Below are 20,656 nucleotides of genomic sequence, written 5' to 3'. Positions count from 1 at the left end.
ACCGCTCCGGCGGTGAGCCGACGAGCCCGCCCCGGCGGGCGCCCCGCGGCGGGCCGCCCGCCCCATGCCGCGAGGCGCCCGCCGAAGGCTAGAGCGCCACCCCCAGCAGTGCGTCCACCGTGCGGGAGACCAGGCCCGGCGCCCCGGTGTCGCGGCCTCCCTCGCGTTCCTGGAGGGCGGCCCAGCCGTCGACGGCGGCGAGGGCCGCGGGTGCGTTGAGGTCGTCGGCGAGGGCGTCGCGCACCTGCCTGAGCAGGGTGTCGGCCTCGGGGCCCTCGGGGCGGGCGACGGCGGCGCGCCAGCGGGCGAGCCTGGCGACCGCCTCGTCGAGCACGGCCGTGGTGTACTCCCAGTCGCCCCGGTAGTGGTGGGCGAGCAGCGCGAGCCGTATCGCGCCCGGGTCGACGCCCTGTTCCCGCAGCCGGGAGACGAAGACCAGGTTCCCCCGGGACTTCGACATCTTCTCGCCGTCGAGCCCGACCATGCCCGCGTGCACGTACGACCGGGCGAAGGGGTGCTCCCTGGTCAGGCACTGGGCGTGGGACGCGCCCATCTCGTGGTGCGGGAAGGCGAGGTCGGAGCCGCCGCCCTGGACGTCGAAGCCCATGCCGAGGTGGTCGAGCGCGATCGCGACGCACTCGATGTGCCAGCCGGGCCTGCCGCGGCCGAGGGGGCCGCCGTCCCAGTCGGGCTCGCCCGGCCTCGCGGCCATCCACAGCATCGGGTCGAGGGGGTTCTTCTTGCCGGGCCGCTCGGGGTCGCCGCCGCGTTCCGCGGAGAGCTGCCGCATGGTGGCGGCGTCGTATCCGGAGACCTCGCCGAAGTGCGGGTCGGCGTCCACGGAGAAGTAGACGTCGCCCTCCAACTCGTAGGCGGAGCCGCCCTCAAGCAGGCGTTCCACCAGCGGCACGATGCGGGGTATGGCCTCCACGGCGCCGACGAACTCCCGCGGCGGCAGCATCCGCAGCGCGGTCATGTCGGTGCGGAACAGCTCGATCTCGCGTTCCGCGAGCGAGGTGTAGTCGACGCCGTCGCGCTCGGCGCGCTCCAGCAGGGGGTCGTCGACGTCGGTGACGTTCTGTACGTAGTGAACCTGCCGCTTGGTGTCCAGCCAGACCCGTTGGACCAGGTCGAACGCGTTGTAGGTCGCCGCGTGCCCCAGATGGGTGGCGTCGTACGGCGTGATGCCGCAGACGTAGATACGGGCGACTGGGCCGGGGGTGAGGGTGACGAGGCCCCCGGTCGCGGTGTCGTGAATCCTCAGGTCGCGGCCTCTGCCAGGCAGGGCGGGGACCTCGGAAGCGGGCCAGGCATGCATGTCACGAGCGTAACCGGATGCAGGCTCCGGCTACGACCCGGCGTCGGCAAGCGGCCACGGTGCCTGTACCGCTTTGGGCGGCGGTGGGCGATCTGCCGGGGGCGGTGGTGGCGGACGGGGGTGTCAGACGGGCGGCCAGGGGATGGCGGGCCACTCCCCCGAGGGCTCCGGGTGCACCCCGGTGTCCAGCAGGGCGGCCGCGCGGGCGCGGGTGGCGTCCAGCTCGACGGGGGTGATCAGCTCGGCGAGGCGGGCGGCGAGCGGGCCGCCGGGCGCGAGCGCCGCGGTGAGGCCCGCGAGCGCCTTCAGCGCCTCCTCGGGCAGGGGCTCGCCCGCCCAGCCCCACAGCAGGGTCCTGAGCTTGTTCTCGGCGTTGAAGGTGACACCGTGGTCGATGCCGTAGATCTCGCCGTCGTCGGCGGCGGGCAGCAGGTGGCCGCCCTTGCGGTCGGCGTTGTTGATGACCGCGTCGAGGACCGCGAGCCGCCGCAGCCGGGGGTCGTCGGCGTGCACGAGCAGCGCGGTGCGCTCCTCGTCGACCTGGGCGAGGCCGATCGCCTTCCAGCCGGGGCCCGCCTCCTCGGTGTCGACGAGGGCCAGCAGCTCGGGGGCGCTCTCCTGCGGGGGCGCCTCGACCCAGAGCTGGCACATGCCCTCGCCGTAGGGGCCGTCGCGCAGCACGGTCGGCGGGATCAGGTTCCAGCCGAGCGCCCTGGACACCTCGTAGGCGGCGACCTCGCGCTGGGCGAGGGTGCCGTCGGGGAAGTCCCACAGCGGCCGCTCCCCCGCGACCGGCTTGTACACGCACTCCGCGGTGTGCCCGGCGTGCTCGACGGTGCAGAAGAGGACGGCGTTGGAGGCGTCGCGAACGCGTCCGCGGACCGTGAGTTCGCCCCTGGTCAGCAGCTCGACCGGGGTCACGCTCCTCTGCGGTATCCGTTCTGGCGCGGACATACGTGTCCTTCCGGGTCGAGCGGCAGGCTGCACAGGGGGCAGGGCGGGCGGCCCGCGTTCACCACGTCGAGGGCGCGCTTGGCGAACGCTCTGGCCTGGGAGCCGCTGAGCCGCACCCGGAGCATGGGCGGGCCGTTCTCCTCGTCCTGGAGCAGGCGCTCCTCCGCGGCGGCGAGGTCCTCGTCCGAGTCGGCCTCCAGCTCCACCAGGGCCTGGGCCTCGACGATCATGCGCTGCTCGTCGCCGTCCCAGGCGAGCGCCATGGTGCCCACCCGGAACTCCTCCTCGACGGGGGTGTCGAGGGGGGCGGTGTCGGCGACCTCGGTGGGGGCGACGGCGGGCACGGAGGCGTTGCCCCCGCTGCGCCGCACGACCTCGTCGAGGAGTTCGTCCATGCGCTCGGCGAGCGCGGCGACCTGGGTCTTCTCCAGGGCCACGCTGGTCACCCTCGTGCCCGCGGACGCCTGGAGGAAGAAGGTGCGGCGTCCGGGGAGCCCCACCGTACCGGCCACGAAGCGTTCCGGCGGGTCGTAGAGGAACACCTGACGGGACACGTCCTGTCTCCATTGGGATCGACGGCGGTGAGTGGACTGGGGCTGACGGGTGCCGCGGGGAACGCCGGAGGCAGGTTCCCACGGCGGCGGTGCCGCGGCGACCGCTTCACCCTACTGCGCCCGACGATCACGGTGCGCCCGCATCGCCTCCGACGGTGGCGTCGCCCTCCTCGCCGCCGCGCGCGCCCTCGGCCGCGGGGGGTGTCTCGCGGGGGGCGAGCGAGGAGAGGTCGCCGGTGTCGCCCAGTCTGACGAGGAAGGGCCTGGTCCTGGTGTAGCGGATGACGGTGACGGAGCAGGGTTCGACGGCGATCCGCTGGAACTGGTCGAGGTGGAGCCCGAGGGCGTCGGCGGCGAGCGCCTTGATGACGTCGCCGTGGGAGCAGGCGAGGTAGAGGGCGTCGGCGCCGTGGTCGCGCTCGACGCGGGCGTTCCACTCGCGTACCGCCTCGGCGGAGCGGGTGGCCATGGCGCGCATGGACTCACCGCCGGGGAAGGCGGCTGCGGTGGGGTGCTGCTGGACGATCTGCATCAGCGGCTCGTCGTTCAGCTCGGCGAGTTTGCGGCCCGACCAGTCGCCGTAGTCGCACTCGTTGAGCCGGTCGTCGATGTGCATCTCGGTCTCGGGTCTGGTGGCGAGCAGCGGTTGCAGTGTCTCCCGGCAGCGCTGTAGGGGGCTGCTGACGGCGAGCGCGATCGGCAGGTCCGCCAGCCGTGCGGGGAGCGCGGCGGCCTGGGTGTGGCCGCGCTCGTCGAGGGCGACGCCGGGGGTACGGCCCGCGAGCACCCCGGTGGTGTTGGCGGTGGACCGGCCGTGCCGTACGAGTATCAGCGTGGGCATGCGGATCAGCCTAATTGCCGTCGGGCGGGTGCGGGGCGCGTGGGCCCGTACGCGCCCCGCACGGGGGGTCGGGGCGCGTACGGGTGTCGGGGCCGGTGGTGGGGGCTACGCGGGTGTCCTTTCTCCGGTGTGCTCGGCGGCGGGGTCGTGGCGGGTGAGGAGGGCGTGCAGCCGCCGGGTGTGGTCGACGTGCCGGGGCGGTCCCGTCAGGGTGGTGTGGGCGGTGAGGCGGATGTCGGCGCTCGATGCGGCGAGGTGCAGGTCGAGGTCGCCGGGTTCGACGACGCGGCGCAGGTCGCGCCCGGTGAAGGAGGCGACGTCGGCGGGGACCTCGGCGCGCACGGTGGTGCGCTCCCCCGGCGCGAGGGCGACCTTGAGGTAGCCGACGAGCCGCCGCACGGGCTGGACGACGGTGGCGACGGGGTCGTGCAGGTAGAGCTGGACGACCTCGGACCCGGCGCGTTCGCCGGTGTTGGCGAGGGTGAAGGAGAGCGCGAGGGTGCCGTCGGTGGCTGCGGTGGGTGTCTCGACGGTGAGGTCCGACCAGTCAAATGCGGTGTAGGAGAGGCCGTGTCCGAAGGGGAAGGCCGGGGTGGGGTCGAGGTTGGAGACGTCGTTGGCGGCGGCCAGCGGTGGGGCGAGGTAGGTGGCGGGCTGGGCGCCGTCGCCCGCGGGGACGCTGACGGGGAGTCTGCCGGAGGGGTTGACGCGTCCGGAGAGGACGCCGGCGAGGGCGGCGGGGCCCTCCTGTCCCGGGAAGAAGTGGTGGATGACGGCGGCGGCCTCGCCGACCGCGCGGCCGAGTGCGTAGGGCCGTCCGGAGAGCAGGGCGGCCACCACGGGGGTGCCGGTGTCGAGGAGGGCGTCGAGGAGCGGGCCCTGGACGCCGGGCAGCCGCAGGGACGCGGTGTCGCAGCCCTCGCCGCTCGTGCCGCGCCCGAAGAGCCCGGCGCGGTCGCCGAGGGCGGCGATGACGATGTCGGCGTCGCGGGCGGCGCGCGCGGCGTCGGCGAAGCCCTCGGTGCCGGTGCCGTCGATGGTGCAGCCGGGCACGACGGTGATCTCAGCACCGGGGAACTCGTCCTTCAGCGCGTCGTGCAGGGTCGGCAGGTCGATGCCGTACGGCACCTCGGGGTGCTGGGAGCCGACGTGCACGGGGAACGAGTAGCAGCCGAGCACCCCGGTGGGGGTCTCGGCCTGGGGGCCCACGAGGGCGATCCTCGCGGGGGCCGCGAGGGGCAGGGTGCCGTCGTTGGTGACGAGGACGGCGGACGCCTCGGCGAGCCTGCGGGCGTGCGCGCGGTTCTCGGGGGTGTCGAGGCTGACGGTGCCGCGCAGCCGCCCGGGGTCGGCGAGTTCGTCGTCGCGGAGGTGGGCGAGGGCGGGCGGTACGGGGGACCAGTCGGGGTCGAGGAGGCCGAGCTGTGCCTTCTGGGTGAGGACGCGGCGCAGCGCGGTGTCGACGAGTTCCTCGGGGACGTCGCCCGCGGTGACGGCGTCGAGCAGCGGCCGTCCGAAGGTCTTGACGGTGGGCAGTTCCACGTCGATGCCCGCGGTGAGGGCGCTCGCGGCGGCCCCGGCCCAGTCGGCGGCGACGCCGTGCAGGCTCTTGAGGAAGGCGATGGCGAAGTAATCGGCGACGACGGTGCCGTCGAAGCCCCAGGTGTCGCGGAGGAGTTCGGTCAGCAGGCCGCGGTCGGCGGCGGAGGGGAGGCCGTCGGTGTCGGTGTAGGCGTTCATCACGGACCGTACGCCGCTCTCCCGTACCGCCATCTCGAACGGCGGCAGGACGACGTCGGCGCGCTCCCTCGGGCCCATGGAGACGGGGGCGAGGTTGCGTCCGGCGCGGGAGGCCGAGTAGCCGGCGAAGTGCTTGAGGGTGGCGACGACGCCCGCGCCCTCAAGGCCCCTGATGTAGGCGGTGGCGATGGTGCCGACGAGGTAGGGGTCCTCGCCGATGGTCTCCTCGACGCGGCCCCAGCGGGCGTCGCGCACAACGTCGAGCACGGGGGCGAGGCCCTGGTGGACGCCGACGGAGCGCATGTCGGCGCCGATGGCGTGGCCGACGGCGCGCACCAGGTCGGGTTCGAAGGAGGCGCCCCAGGAGAGCGGGACGGGGTAGGTGGTGGCGCCCCAGGCGGCGAACCCGGCCAGGCACTCGTCGTGGGCGAGCGCGGGGATGGCGAACCTGTTGCCCGCGGTGACGCGCTGCTGGGTGCGCATCAGGGAGACCGCGCCGAGCGCGGGGTCGACGGGGGTGGTGCCGAACGGGCGGGTGAGCTGGCCGAGTCCGGTGGGCAGGAGGTCGTCGAGCGCGGGCGGGACGTCCATGTCGTGCTGGTGCGGGGCGACTTCGGCGCCGTCCGCGGAGGCCCCGGCCCACAGGCCGTAGAGCTGGGCGGTCTTCTCCTCCAGGGTCATCGCGGCGAGGAGTCGCTCGACGCGTTCGACGGTCTCGCCACTGGGCCGCGGCCTCGCGGGTGTGCCGGGTGCTTCGGCTCCGTCGGCGTCGGGTGCGCCGGCTCCGGTCGTGGTCACGTTGGTGGTCACTTTCCTCCCACTCCCATCAGCCCCTGGATCAGGGCGCGGCGTGCGAACAGGTAAACGAGGAGAATGGGCAGGATGGACAGGACGACGGCGGCCAGCAGCGCCGGGACGTCGGTGCCGTACTGCGTACGGAAGTTGTAGAGCCCGAGGGTGATGACCTTGCTGGACTCGGACTGGGTGAGAACGAGCGGGAAAAGGAAGCCGTTCCACGCCTGGAGGGCCGAGAAGACGACGATGGTGGAGAGGCCGCCGCGGGACAGCGGCACGACGAGCTGGAAGAAGACGCGGTGGGTGGAGGCGCCGTCCACGGTCATGGCCTCGAACAGCTCGTTGCCGATCTCCCGCATGGTGCCGGTGAGGATGAGCGCGCACACCGGCAGGCAGAAGGCGGCGGTGGGCAGGATGACGCCGATGAGGTTGTCGTAGAGGCCGAGTTGGCTCATGGCGTAGAACATCGGCACGATCACGGCCTGCGCGGGCACGGCGAGGCCGAGCAGGAAGAGCCGGAAGACGTTCCTGGTGCCTCGCCTGCCGCTGTTGCGGACGATCGCGAACGCCAGCGGCGGCACGAGGAGCAGCACGATGGCGACGACGCACACGGTGACGACGACGGTGTTGACGAAGTACCGGCCGAAGCCGGCCTGCATGTCGTTGACGAAGTTGTCGAAGCTGAAGTGGGCGGGCGGTCCGAGGGGGCCCGCGTCGGAGAACTCCGGGCGGGTCTGGACCGCCGCGCCGAGCATCACGTACACCGGAAGGCCGATGATGACGAGCCAGCACAGCGCGGCGGCCCCGGCGAGGTAGTTGGGCCGCTGCCTCATGACACGCCCTCCTGGGTGCCCGACATCTTGTCGAAGCCGGAGACCCGCACCACGATCAGCGAGATCACGGTGGCGACGACGACGAGGAGCAGCGCGACCGCGGCGCCCGTGCCGTAGTCGAAGCGTTTGAACGCCTTGTCGTACATGTAGTAGGCGCTGATGGTGGTGTCGGTGCCCGGGCCGCCCTGGGTCATGATCAGTACGGTGTCGAAGGTGGTGAGGCCGCCCACGATCATGAGGATGACGGAGGTGATGACGGCGTTGCGCAGTTGCGGCAGGGTGATGTGGAAGAACTGCCGCACCCGGCCCGCGCCGTCGATGGCCGCCGCCTGGTAGAGGACCTCGGGGATGGCGCGGGTGGCGCCCTGGTAGATGAGGGTGTGCAGGGGGGTGTACTGCCAGGCGCTGACGAAGACCAGCACGCCGATGGCGCCGAGCTGGCTGCCGAAGAGGTTGCCGTCGCCGAAGAGCCACTGCATGTGGGACGGCAGGCCGAAGTTGGGGTCGAGCAGCGAGCGCCACACCACCGACACGGCGGTGGCGGAGAAGAGCAGCGGGACGAAAAAAATCGCCGAGAGCACGGCGCGGTTTCGCTCCTTCCCCGCGGCCCACACCCCGAGCAGGATGCTCAGGGGGGTCTGGACGACCACGCCGAGTCCGGTGAGCAGCACGCTCAGCCAGAGGCTCTTGACCATCACGGGGTCGTCGAAGAGTTTCGTCCAGTTGTCGAGTCCTGCCCACTCGGGGTCGCCGAGGCCGCTCCAGGTGGCGAAGGAGAGGACCGCGACGAGTATCAGCGGAACGATGGCGAACAAGGCGAAGAAGGCGGTGGCGGGGAGCGCCCAGGCGATGCCCGGGCGCCCGGTCGACCTGACGACCGGGCGCCGTGTCCGCCTTCGCTGCCCGTGCCCGGGTGCAGCGAGGGTGACCATGGGTGTGTCTTTCTCGGAGGGGGGTCTCAGGAGGTGGAAAGGCCCTGCATCGCCTTGATGAACCCGTCCTGGTCGATGCTGCCGTTGAAGAACTGCTGGATGGCGGTCTGCAGGGGGGTGCTGTTGTCCTGCGTGTACGCCTGGTCCCAGGAGAGCTGGAAGGCGGGGGCGTCCGCGACGCGGTCGTACTGGTACTTGAGGTACGTCGCGTTGTTGGACGAGGTGAGCTTCTGGCCGGCGTTGGTGGTGGTGGGGAGGTTGCCGATGCCGAGCTGGGCGTTGACGAAGTGGTCGGAGTACATGAGTTCGAGGAACTTGGCGATGGCCTCGGGGTGCGTGGCGTTCTTCATCACCGAGTAGTAGTTGTTGGTGTTGCCGACCAGGTCCTTCGGGTCGCCCTTGCCGCCGGGGACCGTCGGGAAGGTGCTGTAGCCGAGCTGCTTCGCGGCGAAGTCCGGCTGGTTGTCGTTGATGGTGGAGAACTCCCACGAGCCCATCAGCTCGAAGCCCGCCTTGTCGGAGGTGAGGAGCTGGGCGGAGCCGCCGTCGGTCTGCTTGACGGAGTCGTAGTTCTTGCCGAAGGCGCCGGTCTTCTCCAGGTCGCTGATGGTCTGGAGGGCCTTCTTGCTCTCCGGGCTGTTCCAGACGTCCTTGTCGCCGTCGAGGGCCTTCTTCAGCAGGTCGGGGCCCGCGACGCGGTCGTAGATGTACTCGAACCACATCAGGGTGGGCCACTTGTCGCCGCCGCCGAGGGAGATCGGGGTGACGCCCTTGTCCTTGAGCCTGTCGACGGCGCCGAGCAGGTCGTCCCAGGTCTTCGGGGCGCTGACGCCCGCGTCCTTGAGGACCTTCTTGTTGTGGAACAGCAGCACGGGCTGGGTGCCGCGCATCGGGATGCCGTAGTACTTGTCGTCGACCTTGGCGGCGTCGAGCACGCTGGGCAGGAACATGCTCTTGAGCTTGGGGTTCTTGGCCATCATGTCGTCGAGGGGCATGAGGAGTCCGGCCTTGACGAAGGGCTTGATGCTGCCGCCGCCCCAGTTGTAGAAGACGTCGGGCGCCTGCTTGGTGTTGATGATGGTCTGTAGCTTCGACTGGTAGTCGGCTCCCGGGATGGTGTCGAGCACCGCCTTGACCTTGGAGGTCTTGTTGAACTCCTCGATGACGTCCTTCTCCACCTTGTTCGCGGCGTCGCCGTAGACGAGGACGTGGATCGTGTCGTCGCCACCGCCGGAGTCGGAGTCGCTGTTGCCACAGGCGGCCAGTGACAGCCCCATGACCATCGCGGTGGCGGCTGCGAGCGCTCTGGGAAGCCGTGCGGGTGCTTTCATCGTCGCCCCTTCGAAAGTTTCGACAGCATCGCCGAAAGTCTGTTGCCGAGCGACGCTATGACCGGGCCGACGAGTGGTCAACATCTCCCGGAGTGCGCTACCAAACCGTTACCTGGCGCCAGGATTGAAGCGGTGACCTATCCTTTTCACCATGCGTGACGACGATGAGCCCACAGGGCGCGTCACCCTGGCACAGGTGGCGGCGAAGGCCGGAGTATCACTTTCGACAGTTTCGAAGGTGCTCAATGGGCGCCCGGACGTGTCCGCGCCGACCCGGGTGCGGATCGAGGGACTGCTGGACGCACACGGCTACCGCCGCACGTCCGCGGGCTCCACGGAGGCCCCGCTGATCGAGCTGGTCTTCCACGAGCTGGAGAGCACGTGGGCGATGGAGCTGATCCGCGGTGTCGAGGACGTGGCCAAGTCCGCGGGCGCCAGCGTGGTGCTCACCGAGTCCGGCACCCGGCACGCGCCGGGCCCCGAGTGGATCGACGGGGTGCTGCGCCGCCGCCCGCTCGGCGTGGTGCTGGTCTTCTCGACACTGCCCGAGGAGCTGAAGCACAAGCTGCGCTCCCGCGCGATCCCGTTCGCGATCGTCGACCCCGCGGGGGACCCTGAGCCCGACGTGCCGTCGGTGGGCTCCGCGAACTGGGCGGGCGGCCTCGCCGCGACCCGGCACCTGATCGACCTCGGCCACCGCAGGATCGCCATCATCAGCGGCCCCGAGGACATGCTCTGCTCGCTGGCGCGGCTCGACGGGTTCCGGTCGGCGATGAGCATGGCGGGTCTTGAGGTCGACCCCTCGCTGATCAAGTTCGGCGACTTCCATGTACAGGGCGGCTTCCGGCACGCGGAGACCCTGCTCGACCTGGACGACCGGCCCACCGCGATCTTCGCGGGCAGCGACCTGCAAAGCCTCGGGGTGCTTGAGGCGGCCCGGGTGCGGGGGCTCCAGGTGCCCTCGGACCTCTCGGTCGTCGGCTACGACGACATCCCCCTGGCGCACTGGTCGTCGCCCGCGCTCACCACCGTCCACCAGCCGCTGCGCAGGATGGCGGAGACCGCCGCGCAGATGGTCCTGAAGCTCCGCCGCGGCCAGCCCACCGAGCCCCGTATCGAACTCGGCACGGAGCTGGTGGTGCGGCAGAGCACCGCCAAGAGGGGGGCAGGGGACTGACGGGGCCGCGCCGGGGCACCCTGCCGTATCGGGCCACCGCGGGCACCGCCCGCCGCCGGACCGCCCCCGCGGCGCGGCGGGCTCCCGGGCCGTGCGGCAACACGCCCCGGCACGGCAGCACCGGTGCGCACGCGAGCGCGAAGGGAGAGAATGGACCGCCATGATCGTAGACAGCGCCGTCTACCGTGCGGGACACCGCGTCGAGGCGCCCGCGGACCTGGCACAGGCGCTCCGCGCGGCGCGCGCGTACGGCGACGCCTTCCTCTGGGTCGGCGTCCACGAGCCGACCGCCGAGGAGTTCGACCGGATCTCGACGGTGTTCGACCTGCACAGCCTTGCCGTCGAGGACGCGCTCAAGGCGCACCAGCGGCCCAAGCTTGAGGTGTACGACAACTCGCTGTTCACGGTGCTGAAGCCGGTCGTCTACGAGCCGGAGAGCGACGCGGTCTCCAGCGACGAGCTGATGGTCTTCCTCGGCGAGGGCTTCGTGGTGACCGTGCGGCACGGCGAGGGCGCCCCGCTCGGGGCCGTCCGCCGACGCCTTGAGTCCGAGCCCGAGGTGCTCGGCCACGGCCCGACCGCCGTCCTGTACTCGGTGGCGGACTCCGTCGTCGACCACTACCTGGACGTCGCCACCGAACTCCAGACGGACCTGGAGGAGTTGGAGGCCGAGGTCTTCTCCCCCGAGGGCGGCGGCTCCCGCGACACCGCGTCGCGGATCTACCGGTTCAAGCGCCAGGTGCTGGAGTTCCGCAGGGCCACGGGGCCCCTGACGGTCCCCGTGCAGCGGCTCGCGGGGGCGGGGTTCGGGGCCGCGGCGCTGCCGTTCGTGGACACGTCGGCGCAGCCGTTCTTCCGTGACGTCGGCGACCACCTGGCCCGGGTCAACGAGTCCGTGGAGGGTCTCGACCGGCTGGTCACCGACATCCTGTCCGCGCACCTCGCGCAGATGAGCGTCCGGCAGAACGACGACATGCGCAAGATCTCCGGCTGGGCCGCCATGGCCGCGGTGCCGACCATGATCGCCGGTATCTACGGCATGAACTTCGACCACATGCCGGAGCTGCACTGGATCTGGTCGTACCCGGCGGTCATCGCGCTGATGGCCGTGCTCGAAGTGGTCCTCTACCGGATGTTCAGACGGCGCGGCTGGCTCTGAGCGCGCGGGGCCCCGGGCGGGCCCCACGGCCGCCCGGGGCGAGTGCTCAGGCGTACTCGGGGGCGGGGGCCGGGGGCTTGCCCAGCGCGTCGCGGTGCTCGGGGAGCCGCAGCGACACCATGCGGTGCCACCCGGCCGCGCGCTCGTACGCGTACATCGCGCGGATGCCGGCGGCCAGCAGCGCCCCGCGCGCCGCGGACCAGCCCAGGATGCGCCCCATGTGGGCCATCACGGCGAGGCTGACGTCCCGGTGGATACGGATCTCGGCCAGCGCGCACTGCCGCAGCGCGCGGTGGATGGCACGCCCGTGCCCGGCGGCGGCGAGCCGCAGCAGCTCCTCGTGGCAGTAGGCCAGGTGGTTGTCCTCGTCCGCGGAGATCATGGCCATGGCCCGGCCGATGTCGGGGTGCTCGCCGAAGTACTTGAGCAGCACCGCCATCTGCTCGGACGCCCGCTGCTCCGTCACCCTGCTGTGGGCGAGGTAGACGACGACGTCGTGCTCGGTCAGCGGCTCGTCCCGCCTGAGCTTGTCGTGGGCGAGGCCGATGCCGCGCTGTTCGAGCAGCAGTGTGTAGTCGGTCTCCGGGGGGACGTCCACGGGGCGCAGGCCGCGCTTGCGCAGCAGCGCGTTGAAGATGCGCCCGTGCTTGTCCTCGTCGGCGCCATGCCGTGCCGCCTTCGGCGCCAGGGCCCGCTCGCGCTCGGGCATCAGGGCCGCGATACGGCCGTTCTCCCAGCCCCCCTGGGACTCGCCGCTGGCGGCGATGGAGCAGAAGAGCCGGAACGACTCGTCGTTGTCGAAGATCTCCTGGAACAAGGACTTGGCCGACAGCATGGCAGGCACCTCCGTGCAGTATCCGCAGGAGTCGAGTCAAAGTCGGTCCATGTCGGACAGCAACAGCTATACCCCTGCCATTCGGCCAACAGAGGGACGAAAGCGCCGTCACGGCGGTAACGGGAGAAGCACGGCACCCCCGTAACCAGGAGGCGTCCCGGCCGTTGACCGGGTATCGGCCGTGGCGGGGAGACCCCCCGAGCCCCCACCACGGCCGAAGTCTTCCCTCCCCGCCCCGGGGACGGGACCCGCGACGCCGCGGCTGCCGGATTCAGGCCGGCTTGCGCCAGACCGAGACGTGCTTCGCCGAGTCCGCCGTGAACGGCGTCCCGTCCCAGTCCGCGACCCGCCGCTCGCACTCAAGACCCGCGAGCCTCGCCATCAGGTCCAGCTCCGCGGGCCAGGCGTACCGGTGCGTGGAGCCGTCGCGGCGGTAGGACCCGGCACCGCCCTCGCGGGTGAAGTGGTGCGAGACGAGCCGCTGCTCGACCAGGTCGAAGGTGTCGAAGCCGAGGTGCCCCGCCGAGACGTCGAACGCCACCGCCACCTGTCCGGGCGGCAGGAACCGCAGCGGCGGGACGCCCAGCTCCACGACGAACCGGCCGCCGGGAGCCAGATGGCGCGCGGCGTTGCGGAAGCACGCGACCTGCTCGTCCTGGGTGAGCAGGTTGGAGAGGGTGTTGTAGACGAGGTAGACCACGGCGAACTCGCCGGGGACGACCGTCGTGGCCATGTCCCCGACGGTCACGGGGAGCGTGTCCTCGTCCGCCTTGCGGCGCAGGACCGCCGCCATGTGCGCGGACAGCTCGACGCCCGCCACCGGCACGCCGCGCTCCCGGAGCGGGACGCCCACCCGCCCGGTCCCGATGGCGAACTCCAGCGCCCTGCCGTCCCCGGCCAGCTCGGCGAGGAAGTCGACAGTCGGTCCGATCACGGCGGCCGAGGACATCTCGGTCTCCTCGGCGTCGTAGCGCTCGGCGGTCGCACGGGTCCACAGCTCACTGCTCGTCACGGGCGGCCACCCTGCCCTCCGCGCGGGCTGCTGTCGACCGGTTTACGGTCCCGGCGGCCGACCCCGCCCGTACCGGACCGGCCGTACCGGGGCCGGGCCTATGCCACCCCCGCCCGCTCCAGGGCCTCGCTGCCCGCGCGCAGCGAGGCGACGCGCTCCTCCAGGGTGAAGCCCGAGGGGGACAGGGTGAGCGTGGTGACACCGGCAGCCGCGTAGGCGCGCATGCGGTCGGCGATCCTGGCGACCGAGCCGAGCAGCGTCGTGCGGTCGATCAGGTCCTGCGGGACCGCGGCAGCCGCGCCCTCCTTGTCGCCCGCGAGGTACTTGTCCTGGATCTCCTCCGCGGCCTTCTCGTAGCCCATCCGCCGGGCGAGCCGGTTGTAGAAGTTCTGCTTCCTGCTGCCCATCCCGCCGACGTACAGGGCGGTGTACGGGCGGAAGACGTCCGCGAGGGCCGACACGTCGCCGTCGCCGCCCTCGGGGCCCATGGCCAGCGGGACCGTGGGGACGATGTCGAAGCCTTCGAGGGGCAGTCCCGCCTTCTCGCGGCCCGCCCGCACGGGGCCCACCACCGTGTCCTCCAGGTGTTCGGGCGAGGCGAAGAGCACCAGGGCGCCGTCCGCGATCTCGCCGGTCTGCTCCAGGTTCTTCGGGCCGATCGCGGCGATGTACAGCGGGATGCGCTCGCGCCTGGGGTGGACCGTCAGCTTGATGGGCTTGCCGGGCCCGTCGGGCAGCGGGAGGGTCCAGTGCTCGCCCTCGTACACGACGCGCTCCCTGGCCATCGCCCTGCGGACGATGTCCACGTACTCCCGGGTCCTGGCCAGGGGCTTGTCGAACCTGACGCCGTACCACCCCTCGGAGACCTGTGGGCCCGACACCCCGAGGCCGAGCCGGAAGCGGCCGTCGGAGAGGGTGTCGAGGGTGGCGGCCGTCATCGCGGTCATCGTGGGCATACGGGCGGGGATCTGGAAGATGGCGGAGCCGATGTCGATGCGCTCCGTGTTGGCCGCCACGTACGCGAGCACGGTGGCCGCGTCGGAGCCGTACGCCTCCGCGGTCCAGCAGACCGCGTAGCCGAGCCGGTCCGCCTCCTTGGCCACGGCGAGGTTGTCCGCGTCCATCCCGGCGCCCCAGTACCCGAGGTTGATCCCGAGTTGCATACCCGCTCCCCTTACCCGTCTTACCCGTCAGTAACGTCGTGTGCCGCAGACCCTAGCGCGCCGCGGCGCCGCACGTCAGTGGGGCCCGGGGCGTACGGGCCGCCCGGGTCCCCGCTCACGTTACGGCCCGCGCCGGGGTGGGCCCGAGTTATCCACAGGCGGGCCCGGGCGGTTGTCCACAGGCCGCCACATCCTGCCGTTCGGCAAGTAATCTCAGCGCCCATGGAGCAGAGGCATCTCGGCCGCACCGGCCTGCGCGTGTCACGGATCGGTCTCGGCACCCTCACCTGGGGCCGCGACACCGACGAGAACGACGCCGCGGACCTGTTGAAGGCTTTCTGGGAGGCGGGCGGCACCCTCGTCGACACCGCCGACGTGTACGGCGACGGCGATGCCGAGTACATCCTCGGGCAGCTCCTCGACGGCCTCGTGCCCCGGCGTGACCTGGTGATCGCCACCAAGGCAGGCAGCGTCCCCGACCCCGACCGGCGCTTCGACGGCTCCCGGGGCCATCTCCTGGGCGCCCTCGACGCCTCCCTTTCCCGCCTCGGCACCGACCACGTCGACCTGTGGCAGGTGCACGCCTTCGACGCGACGACCCCGCTCGACGAGACCCTCGGCGCCCTGGACATAGCGGTGAGCAGCGGCCGGGCCCGCTATGCCGGGGTGTCCAACTTCTGCGGGTGGCAGCTCGCCAAGGCCGCGACCTGGCAGGTGGCCTCGTCGGGCACGCGCACCCCGCTCGCCAGCACACAGATGGAGTACTCGCTGCTCCAGCGGGGCGTGGAGCGCGAGGTGCTGCCCGCGGCCAGGGACCTCGGGGTCGGGCTGCTGCCGTCGTCGCCGCTCGGCCGCGGCGTGCTCACCGGCAAGTACCGGCGCGGGCTGCCGCAGGACTCGCGCGGGGCCTCTGAGCACCTGGCACCGTTCGTGGAGCCGTATCTCGACGACACGGCGAGCCATATCGTCGACGCGGTCGTGACCGCCGCCGACGGGCTCGCCGCCACCCCGCTCCAGGTGGCCCTGGCCTGGGTGCGGGACCGGCCGGGGGTGGCGGCCCCGATCGTCGGGGCGCGCAACGCGCAGCAGCTCTCGGCCGCTCTGTCGGTGGAAGCGCTTAGTCTGCCGGACGAGATCTGCGACGCGCTCGACGACGTCTCCGCGCCGCTGCACCGCTATCCCGATTACCACTGGAGCACGTTGTGAGCACGGGAGCCGCCGAAGGCGCCGAGGAGACCTCCGAGGCCGAGGAGACCGCCGCCCCGGCGGGAGAAACCCCTGCGGAAGGGGCCGCGGAGGGCGGGGACGGTGAGCTGTCCGAGGCGGCGGCCGAGCTGGCCGCGCAGCGGGAGCTGCGGGAGCGCATCGCGCGCCGCAGGGCCGAGCGGGCGGAGCCGGTCGAGAGCGGCGGGAAGCTCAGCGGGAGGGCCGCCGAGCTGCTGGCGGCGGTGCGCGCCGTGGAGAGCGGGGAGCAGCACTCGGACACCGTCTTCGAGGAGCCACCGCCGCCGCGCAGGGCCGCCCCGGCGCCGCGGCAGGAGCCGGTGGCGCCCAGGGCCCCGGCCGAGCCTTCGGGGGACGCGGTGCGTGCCGTGGCCGAGGTGCTTGCCGAGGGCGGCGCGCCCGCGGCGCTGGGGCCTGGGGCGGCCGCGGCGCTCGGCGAGGACGCGGCGGCGCTGCTGCGGGACGATCCCTGGCGGCTGCTCGCGGTGGACTCGGTCCGCCCGGAGCAGGCGGACGGTTTCGCCAGGGCGCTGCTCGGCCCCGACTGCGGCCCCGACGACGAGCGGCGGGGGCGCGCCGTCGCGCTCTGGCTCCTCGGACAGGCCGCGGTCGCGGGGCATACGGCGCTGGACGCCCCGGCGCTCGCCACCGCACTCGGGCGCTACGCGGTGCCCGACCCCGAGGCGGCGGTCCAGGGGGCCATCGCGGAGGGCGACGTCCTGGTCTTCCAGGACGCCCAGGGCGCCGAAGGCGAGGCGTCAGGGGCGGCGCCGGGCGGTGCGGACGCCGGGGGCGAGGGGGAGACCGAGGACGGCGCGGAGCCGGTGCGGGTGCTGGTCGGCCTTGAGCGGTTCGCGCTCGCCGAGGAGAGCCTGGCGGACGGCCTGGCCAGGCTGGTCAACGCGCCCGCGGAGGCCCCGGGCGGCGAGGAGCCCGCCGCGGCCGACTGGGAGGCGGCGGCGCGGGGCGCGGCGGGCTCGGCGGCCGAGCTGCTGCGGGCCGCCGCGGGCCATGGTCTGGTGCTGCACACGGGCGGCGAGGCGGCGCGCGCGGAGCCCGCGGCGCTGCTGGCCGCCGCCGCGCGGCTGGGGCTGCGCGGTGTCGCCGCGGCCCACACCGCCGACAGCAGGCGCAGGTTCTTGGGCGTGCTGGAGGGCCCGGCGGACGGCGGCACGGCGCCCGTGGTGACGACGGTGGCGGGGCTGCTGAGCGGCGCCGAGGGTCCTGGGCGGGCGGCCGACGGCTCGCTCGCGGCGGACGTGGTGGTCGTGCTCGACGCGCCGCAGCTCGACGTGGAGGCGGGTGCCGCGCTGGTGGAGGCCCTGGCGGACGGCACCCGGCTGGTCCTCAGCGGCGATCCCGCGACGCTGTGGTCCGCGGGTCCCGGGAGGGTCTTCGCGGATCTGCTGGCGGCGCGCGTCTGCCCCGCGGTGGCCTCGCGCACCCCCGATCCCGGGCCCATCGGCGAGCTGGTGTCCGGGGTGGGCGTGGGCGAGCTGACCCAGGTGGCCGCGCCCGGCAGGGAGGTGGTGATCGTCGCGGTGCGGGACGCGGCGGAGGCGGTGCACCGCACGGTCCAGATCGTCGCCGACTCGGTGCCGCGCGCCTTCGGGGTGCCGCCGGAGCAGACCGTCGTGGTCACGCCGGGGCACGGCGGCGGCGCGGGCACCCGGGCGCTGAACGCGGCGCTGAAGGAGCGGCTCAATCCGGGCCCCGGCAGGTTCGGCGGCTTCGACCCCGGCGATGTCGTCGTCTACAGCCCGGCTCCCGGGCGTACGGCGCCTGGGCGGGTCGTCGGCGCGGACGCGGAGGGGCTGCGGCTGGACTGCGAGGGGGACGCGGTGGTGGTGTCCAGGGAGCGGGTGGAGCGTGCGGTGCGGCACGGCTGGGCGCTCACCGCGCACCAGGCGGTGGGGCTGCGGCGGCAGGCCGCCGTGGTGGTGCTGCCAGGTGATGCGGCGGGGGCGCTGACCAGGGCGTGGGTGTACTCGGCGTTCGGCAGTGCCGAGCGGCATCTCTCGGTGGTGCACGGTGTGGAGCAGGCGCTGCCGCGCGCGGTCGCCGAGGTTCCGGCGAAGCCGCGTACGACCCGGCTCGAAGCGCTGCTGCGGGCGGGCGCCAGGGCGCAGTGAGCGCGCGGGCGCGGGTCCTCGCGGGCCCGCGCCCGGGTACGGCCCGCCGCCGGGGCGCCCGCGCCCAGGTCAGGCGGGCGCGGGCCTTCGCCAGGTCAGCGCTCCGCGTCGAGGGGTTCCAGGTCGTCCTCGTCGACGTCCTCGTCCTCTTCGAGGTCGTCGGGCTCGTCGGGGTCCTCAAGGACGTCCCGGTCGTCGACGTCGTCGTCCTGCTCGTCGTCGAAGACGGCGGAGACGTCGAAGCGGCAGACGATGCCACCGGGGTCGGCGCCCTCGAAGGGGGCCTCCAGCCACTCCCCCGGTTCCGGGGCCTCGTCGGAGGCCGTCACCCAGAGGGTGGAGTCGCCCTCGTCGAGTCCGAACTCCTTGTGGCGGGAGGCGATCTCGTCCGGTTCGAACTCCCCGAAGAGCAGGCCGAGGGCGCCGTGGACGGTGCCGGCCGCAGCCGAGGCGGCCGCGGCGGCCTGGGCGTCGGCGGCCTCGATGCGCTCGGCCTGGGCGATCAGCCGCTGGGGTTCGACGACGGCGTAGTCCCGGCGGATCAGCACGCTGATCGCGTTCGGTTCCTCGGGGCCCCCGTACGGCGGGAGGGTGTCCTCCGTGCCGGGGATCTCGAAGGGGGTGACCTCGTCGTAGCGGTCGTAGAGGAGTTCGTCGTACTCCTCCGCAGCGGCGGCCAGCTCGTTGAACGCCTCGTAGACGGCCGGGTCGTTCTCTCCGGACCGCCGCTCGACCGCGGCCAGGTGGCGGTCGAGCGCGGTCTTGACCGCCTCGGCGGCGGCGCGTACCTCGGCAGCGGTCGGCTGCGCAGCATCAGACATAGTGCAGACGCTATCCGTAAGGAGCCGGTGGCCGCACAATAGATGCGATGCCGGAATACGAATTTGTGGATGTGTACGTTCCGCGCGGGGTCTCGCGGAAGGAGACCACGCGCCTGCTCACCGACCATGCCGAGTACGGGCACTGGGAGCTGCACCGTCTGAGGCTGCATCCGGACGGCAGCCGCAGGGTGCGGCTGCGCCGCCGGATCATCCGCCAGGTACGCGCCACCTGGTGAGCCCCCTGGGGCCCGTTTCCGGCGCTCAGCGCGCCGAGGGGGCCGCCGGTTGCCCGGGGCCCCGCCGGGCGCGGCCGCGGTCAGGCGCCGGCGCGTGACCTGCGGTAGAGGACGGCGCCGCCGAGCACGGCGCCGGCGCCGAGGGCGAGGGTGCCGTAGGGCGGGAGCGTGCCGCCGGTCTCCGCGAGCTGGTCGCCACCGGTGGCGGGGGTGATTCCGGCCGGGCGTACGGTGCCTGCTCCCGTGTCGCCGACGGCGCCCGCCTGGTCGCCCGGGGTGTCCGGGCGCCCGGGGTTGTCGTGACCGCCGGGGTTGTCAGGCCCGCCGGGCTGGTGCGGGTCGCCCGGGTTGTGCGGGTTGCCGGGGTGGTGCGGATGTCCGGGGTTGTCGTGGCCGCCGGGGTGGTGCGGGTTGCCGGGGTGGTCGTGTCCTGGCGGGGGGTCGTGTGGGGTGCCCGGGTGTCCTGGGGTGTCGTGGCAGCCGCCGGGCGGTGTGGGGTGGCCCGGGTGGTGGGAGCCGCCGGGGTGGGTGCAGTCGTTGCCGTGGGCCGGGTTGCCGATGCCGACGACGCCGACGCTGTTGCCGCAGACGTCGACCGGCACCTCCACGGGGACCTCGACGTCGTTTCCGGAGCCGACGCCGGGCGAGTGCGCGGTGCCGGAGTGCGCGCCCGAGCCGCCGTGCCCGGAGCCGCGGTGTCCGCCGGTTCCGCCGGTGGCGCAGGCGTTGCCCGTCGCCGGGTTGAGGACGCCGACGACGCTCACGGTGTTGCCGCAGACGTTGACCGGTACGTCCACCGGTACCTGGACGGTGTTGCCGGACAGCGCTCCGGGCGATCCGGCGGCCGATCCGGCGGCGCCCGAGTCCGCTTGGGCCTGGCCCCCGACGGCGGCGAGCACGCCGGTCGCCGCGGCCACGGTGAGCAGGCCCTTGCGGGTGACCTGTCGCATAGTGGTGTGTCCCTGCCTTGTGTGTGACGGAGACGGCGCGCCGTGCGGGCGCGCCGGGAGAACCGGCGGCCCCGGAGCGCATGGCGTGCGCTCGGGGGCCGAAGCTGGGTCCCTTACGGGGCGATGGGCGTCAGTGGTTGACGCAGGTGTTCCCGAAGACGGGGTTGAGCAGCCCGATCACGGAGACCGAGTTGCCGCAGATGTTTACCGGGATGTTGACCGGCACCTGCACGACGTTCCCGGAGGCCACGCCCGGGGAGTGCACGGCGGCGCCCTCAGCGCCCGCGTCGGCGGCGGCCAGGCCGGCGCCCGCGAGCACCAGACCGCCGGTCAGAGCGGTGGCGGCGACGATCTTCTTGATCATGATTCCTCCTGATGAATGGTGCGACTCCAGCCTCGGGTCGCATCACGTGTAACGAGGAGGGGTGAATCAAGCTACGACCTGATCGTCAGATTCACTCTTCCCGGGGAGTTCCGAACGCCCGGTCGATTACGGCCCGGTGGCCACGCCCCCGTGGCCCTCAGGTCTGTGGCCCTCGACTGCATGGCCGTCGGCCGCGTGGCCGCGGTCTTCGCCGTACCGCGGCCTCCGTGTCCTGACGCGCCGCTGCCCCGGGGCGCGTGGCCCCGGGGCAGCGGCGGTGTCGGG

19 protein-coding genes are annotated in these 20,656 nt (G+C 72.9%); 5 read left to right on the top strand and 14 right to left on the bottom strand.

The genetic code is table 11. The annotated features are described in order from the left end of the window. Positions 1–88: 88 nt before the first annotated feature. From mshC to ACIBIW_RS28000, 8 genes are all read right to left on the bottom strand, one after another. Complete coding sequence (gene mshC, locus ACIBIW_RS28035) at positions 89–1,318, bottom strand: cysteine--1-D-myo-inosityl 2-amino-2-deoxy-alpha-D-glucopyranoside ligase (protein ID WP_399339846.1); 1,230 nt, start codon at positions 1,316–1,318, stop codon at positions 89–91. A gap of 123 nt (positions 1,319–1,441) precedes the next feature. Then, entirely contained in the window at positions 1,442–2,272 is an 831-nt protein-coding gene (locus ACIBIW_RS28030) for an SCO1664 family protein (protein WP_399339845.1), read from the bottom strand. Then, a complete protein-coding gene (locus ACIBIW_RS28025; protein WP_399339844.1) occupies positions 2,236–2,826 on the bottom strand; it encodes a DUF3090 domain-containing protein in 591 nt (196 codons plus the stop codon). The genes ACIBIW_RS28030 and ACIBIW_RS28025 overlap by 37 nt, the downstream gene beginning before the upstream one ends. 127 nt (positions 2,827–2,953) lie before the next feature. Continuing rightward, entirely contained in the window at positions 2,954–3,667 is a 714-nt protein-coding gene (locus ACIBIW_RS28020; RefSeq protein WP_399339843.1) for a histidine phosphatase family protein, read from the bottom strand. Between the two features lie 105 nt (positions 3,668–3,772). Beyond that, entirely contained in the window at positions 3,773–6,217 is a 2,445-nt protein-coding gene (locus ACIBIW_RS28015; RefSeq protein ID WP_399339842.1) for a glycoside hydrolase family 3 N-terminal domain-containing protein, read from the bottom strand. Then, positions 6,214–7,035, bottom strand: coding sequence for a carbohydrate ABC transporter permease (locus tag ACIBIW_RS28010; RefSeq protein ID WP_399339841.1), 822 nt, complete (start codon positions 7,033–7,035; stop codon positions 6,214–6,216). Before ACIBIW_RS28010 ends, ACIBIW_RS28015 begins: the two co-directional genes overlap by 4 nt. Next, a complete protein-coding gene (locus ACIBIW_RS28005) occupies positions 7,032–7,967 on the bottom strand; it encodes a carbohydrate ABC transporter permease (RefSeq protein WP_399339840.1) in 936 nt (311 codons plus the stop codon). The genes ACIBIW_RS28010 and ACIBIW_RS28005 overlap by 4 nt, the downstream gene beginning before the upstream one ends. Before the next feature lie 26 nt (positions 7,968–7,993). Further along, a complete protein-coding gene (locus tag ACIBIW_RS28000) occupies positions 7,994–9,298 on the bottom strand; it encodes an ABC transporter substrate-binding protein (protein ID WP_399339839.1) in 1,305 nt (434 codons plus the stop codon). Positions 9,299–9,449: 151 nt separating this feature from the next. Between ACIBIW_RS28000 and ACIBIW_RS27995 the strand changes: the two genes are divergently transcribed. Further along, on the top strand, positions 9,450–10,475 hold the full coding sequence (locus ACIBIW_RS27995; RefSeq protein ID WP_399339838.1) for a LacI family DNA-binding transcriptional regulator: 1,026 nt from the start codon (positions 9,450–9,452) through the stop codon (positions 10,473–10,475). A 160-nt stretch (positions 10,476–10,635) separates the two neighbouring features. Then, positions 10,636–11,634 carry a magnesium/cobalt transporter CorA gene (gene corA, locus ACIBIW_RS27990; RefSeq protein ID WP_399339837.1) on the top strand — a complete coding sequence of 333 codons (999 nt, stop codon included), beginning with the start codon at positions 10,636–10,638 and terminating at the stop codon, positions 11,632–11,634. A 46-nt stretch (positions 11,635–11,680) separates the two neighbouring features. Here corA and ACIBIW_RS27985 read toward each other — a convergent pair whose 3' ends face one another. The 3 genes from ACIBIW_RS27985 to ACIBIW_RS27975 form a co-directional block, all read right to left on the bottom strand. Next, positions 11,681–12,469 (bottom strand): ferritin-like domain-containing protein, encoded by a 789-nt coding sequence (locus ACIBIW_RS27985; protein WP_399339836.1) that lies wholly within the window; start codon positions 12,467–12,469, stop codon positions 11,681–11,683. Positions 12,470–12,740: 271 nt separating this feature from the next. After that, on the bottom strand, positions 12,741–13,481 hold the full coding sequence (locus tag ACIBIW_RS27980) for a class I SAM-dependent DNA methyltransferase (protein ID WP_399339835.1): 741 nt from the start codon (positions 13,479–13,481) through the stop codon (positions 12,741–12,743). Positions 13,482–13,579: 98 nt separating this feature from the next. Beyond that, a complete protein-coding gene (locus tag ACIBIW_RS27975) occupies positions 13,580–14,644 on the bottom strand; it encodes an LLM class F420-dependent oxidoreductase (protein WP_399339834.1) in 1,065 nt (354 codons plus the stop codon). A gap of 222 nt (positions 14,645–14,866) precedes the next feature. Here ACIBIW_RS27975 and ACIBIW_RS27970 point away from each other — a divergent pair, with 222 nt between their 5' ends. Both ACIBIW_RS27970 and ACIBIW_RS27965 read left to right on the top strand, forming a co-directional pair. Beyond that, complete coding sequence (locus ACIBIW_RS27970) at positions 14,867–15,850, top strand: aldo/keto reductase (RefSeq protein ID WP_399339833.1); 984 nt, start codon at positions 14,867–14,869, stop codon at positions 15,848–15,850. After that, a complete protein-coding gene (locus ACIBIW_RS27965) occupies positions 15,847–18,000 on the top strand; it encodes a helix-hairpin-helix domain-containing protein (protein ID WP_399339832.1) in 2,154 nt (717 codons plus the stop codon). Before ACIBIW_RS27970 ends, ACIBIW_RS27965 begins: the two co-directional genes overlap by 4 nt. A 95-nt stretch (positions 18,001–18,095) precedes the next feature. On the opposite strand, the gene ACIBIW_RS27960 is transcribed toward ACIBIW_RS27965, so the two are convergent. Next, positions 18,096–18,821, bottom strand: a complete 726-nt coding sequence (locus tag ACIBIW_RS27960; RefSeq protein WP_399339831.1) for a hypothetical protein — start codon at positions 18,819–18,821, stop codon at positions 18,096–18,098. A 47-nt stretch (positions 18,822–18,868) separates the two neighbouring features. On the opposite strand from ACIBIW_RS27960, the gene ACIBIW_RS27955 reads away from it, so the two are divergent. Continuing rightward, positions 18,869–19,057 (top strand): DUF5703 family protein, encoded by a 189-nt coding sequence (locus tag ACIBIW_RS27955; RefSeq protein WP_399339830.1) that lies wholly within the window; start codon positions 18,869–18,871, stop codon positions 19,055–19,057. Positions 19,058–19,137: 80 nt separating this feature from the next. Here the strand turns inward: ACIBIW_RS27955 and ACIBIW_RS27950 are convergent, their stop codons facing one another. Together ACIBIW_RS27950 and ACIBIW_RS27945 are read right to left on the bottom strand one after the other, a co-directional pair. Continuing rightward, positions 19,138–20,007 (bottom strand): chaplin family protein, encoded by an 870-nt coding sequence (locus tag ACIBIW_RS27950; protein ID WP_399339829.1) that lies wholly within the window; start codon positions 20,005–20,007, stop codon positions 19,138–19,140. 130 nt (positions 20,008–20,137) lie between these two features. Further along, positions 20,138–20,371: a chaplin gene (locus ACIBIW_RS27945; protein WP_399339828.1), complete on the bottom strand. Its 234-nt coding sequence runs from the start codon at positions 20,369–20,371 to the stop codon at positions 20,138–20,140. Positions 20,372–20,656: the final 285 nt, after the last annotated feature.

It is taken from the genome of Streptomyces sp. NPDC050560, assembly GCF_044457285.1.
Classification (GTDB): Bacteria; Actinomycetota; Actinomycetes; order Streptomycetales; family Streptomycetaceae; genus Streptomyces.
The sequence above is the reverse complement of the archived record's forward strand: the minus strand, read 5'-3'. Positions and strand labels throughout refer to the sequence as shown.

Coding starts and splice junctions, on each gene's coding strand:
- ACIBIW_RS28000 (WP_399339839.1), bottom strand. CDS start 9,298: ATGAAAGCACCCGCACGGCTTCCCAGAGCGCTCGCAGCCGCCACCGCG.
- ACIBIW_RS27970 (WP_399339833.1), top strand. CDS start 14,867: ATGGAGCAGAGGCATCTCGGCCGCACCGGCCTGCGCGTGTCACGGATC.
- ACIBIW_RS28030 (WP_399339845.1), bottom strand. CDS start 2,272: ATGTCCGCGCCAGAACGGATACCGCAGAGGAGCGTGACCCCGGTCGAG.
- ACIBIW_RS27995 (WP_399339838.1), top strand. CDS start 9,450: ATGCGTGACGACGATGAGCCCACAGGGCGCGTCACCCTGGCACAGGTG.
- ACIBIW_RS28005 (WP_399339840.1), bottom strand. CDS start 7,967: ATGGTCACCCTCGCTGCACCCGGGCACGGGCAGCGAAGGCGGACACGG.
- ACIBIW_RS28010 (WP_399339841.1), bottom strand. CDS start 7,035: ATGAGGCAGCGGCCCAACTACCTCGCCGGGGCCGCCGCGCTGTGCTGG.
- ACIBIW_RS27945 (WP_399339828.1), bottom strand. CDS start 20,371: ATGATCAAGAAGATCGTCGCCGCCACCGCTCTGACCGGCGGTCTGGTG.
- corA (WP_399339837.1), top strand. CDS start 10,636: ATGATCGTAGACAGCGCCGTCTACCGTGCGGGACACCGCGTCGAGGCG.
- ACIBIW_RS27960 (WP_399339831.1), bottom strand. CDS start 18,821: ATGTCTGATGCTGCGCAGCCGACCGCTGCCGAGGTACGCGCCGCCGCC.
- ACIBIW_RS27985 (WP_399339836.1), bottom strand. CDS start 12,469: ATGCTGTCGGCCAAGTCCTTGTTCCAGGAGATCTTCGACAACGACGAG.
- mshC (WP_399339846.1), bottom strand. CDS start 1,318: ATGCATGCCTGGCCCGCTTCCGAGGTCCCCGCCCTGCCTGGCAGAGGC.
- ACIBIW_RS27975 (WP_399339834.1), bottom strand. CDS start 14,644: ATGCAACTCGGGATCAACCTCGGGTACTGGGGCGCCGGGATGGACGCG.
- ACIBIW_RS27950 (WP_399339829.1), bottom strand. CDS start 20,007: ATGCGACAGGTCACCCGCAAGGGCCTGCTCACCGTGGCCGCGGCGACC.
- ACIBIW_RS27955 (WP_399339830.1), top strand. CDS start 18,869: ATGCCGGAATACGAATTTGTGGATGTGTACGTTCCGCGCGGGGTCTCG.
- ACIBIW_RS28020 (WP_399339843.1), bottom strand. CDS start 3,667: ATGCCCACGCTGATACTCGTACGGCACGGCCGGTCCACCGCCAACACC.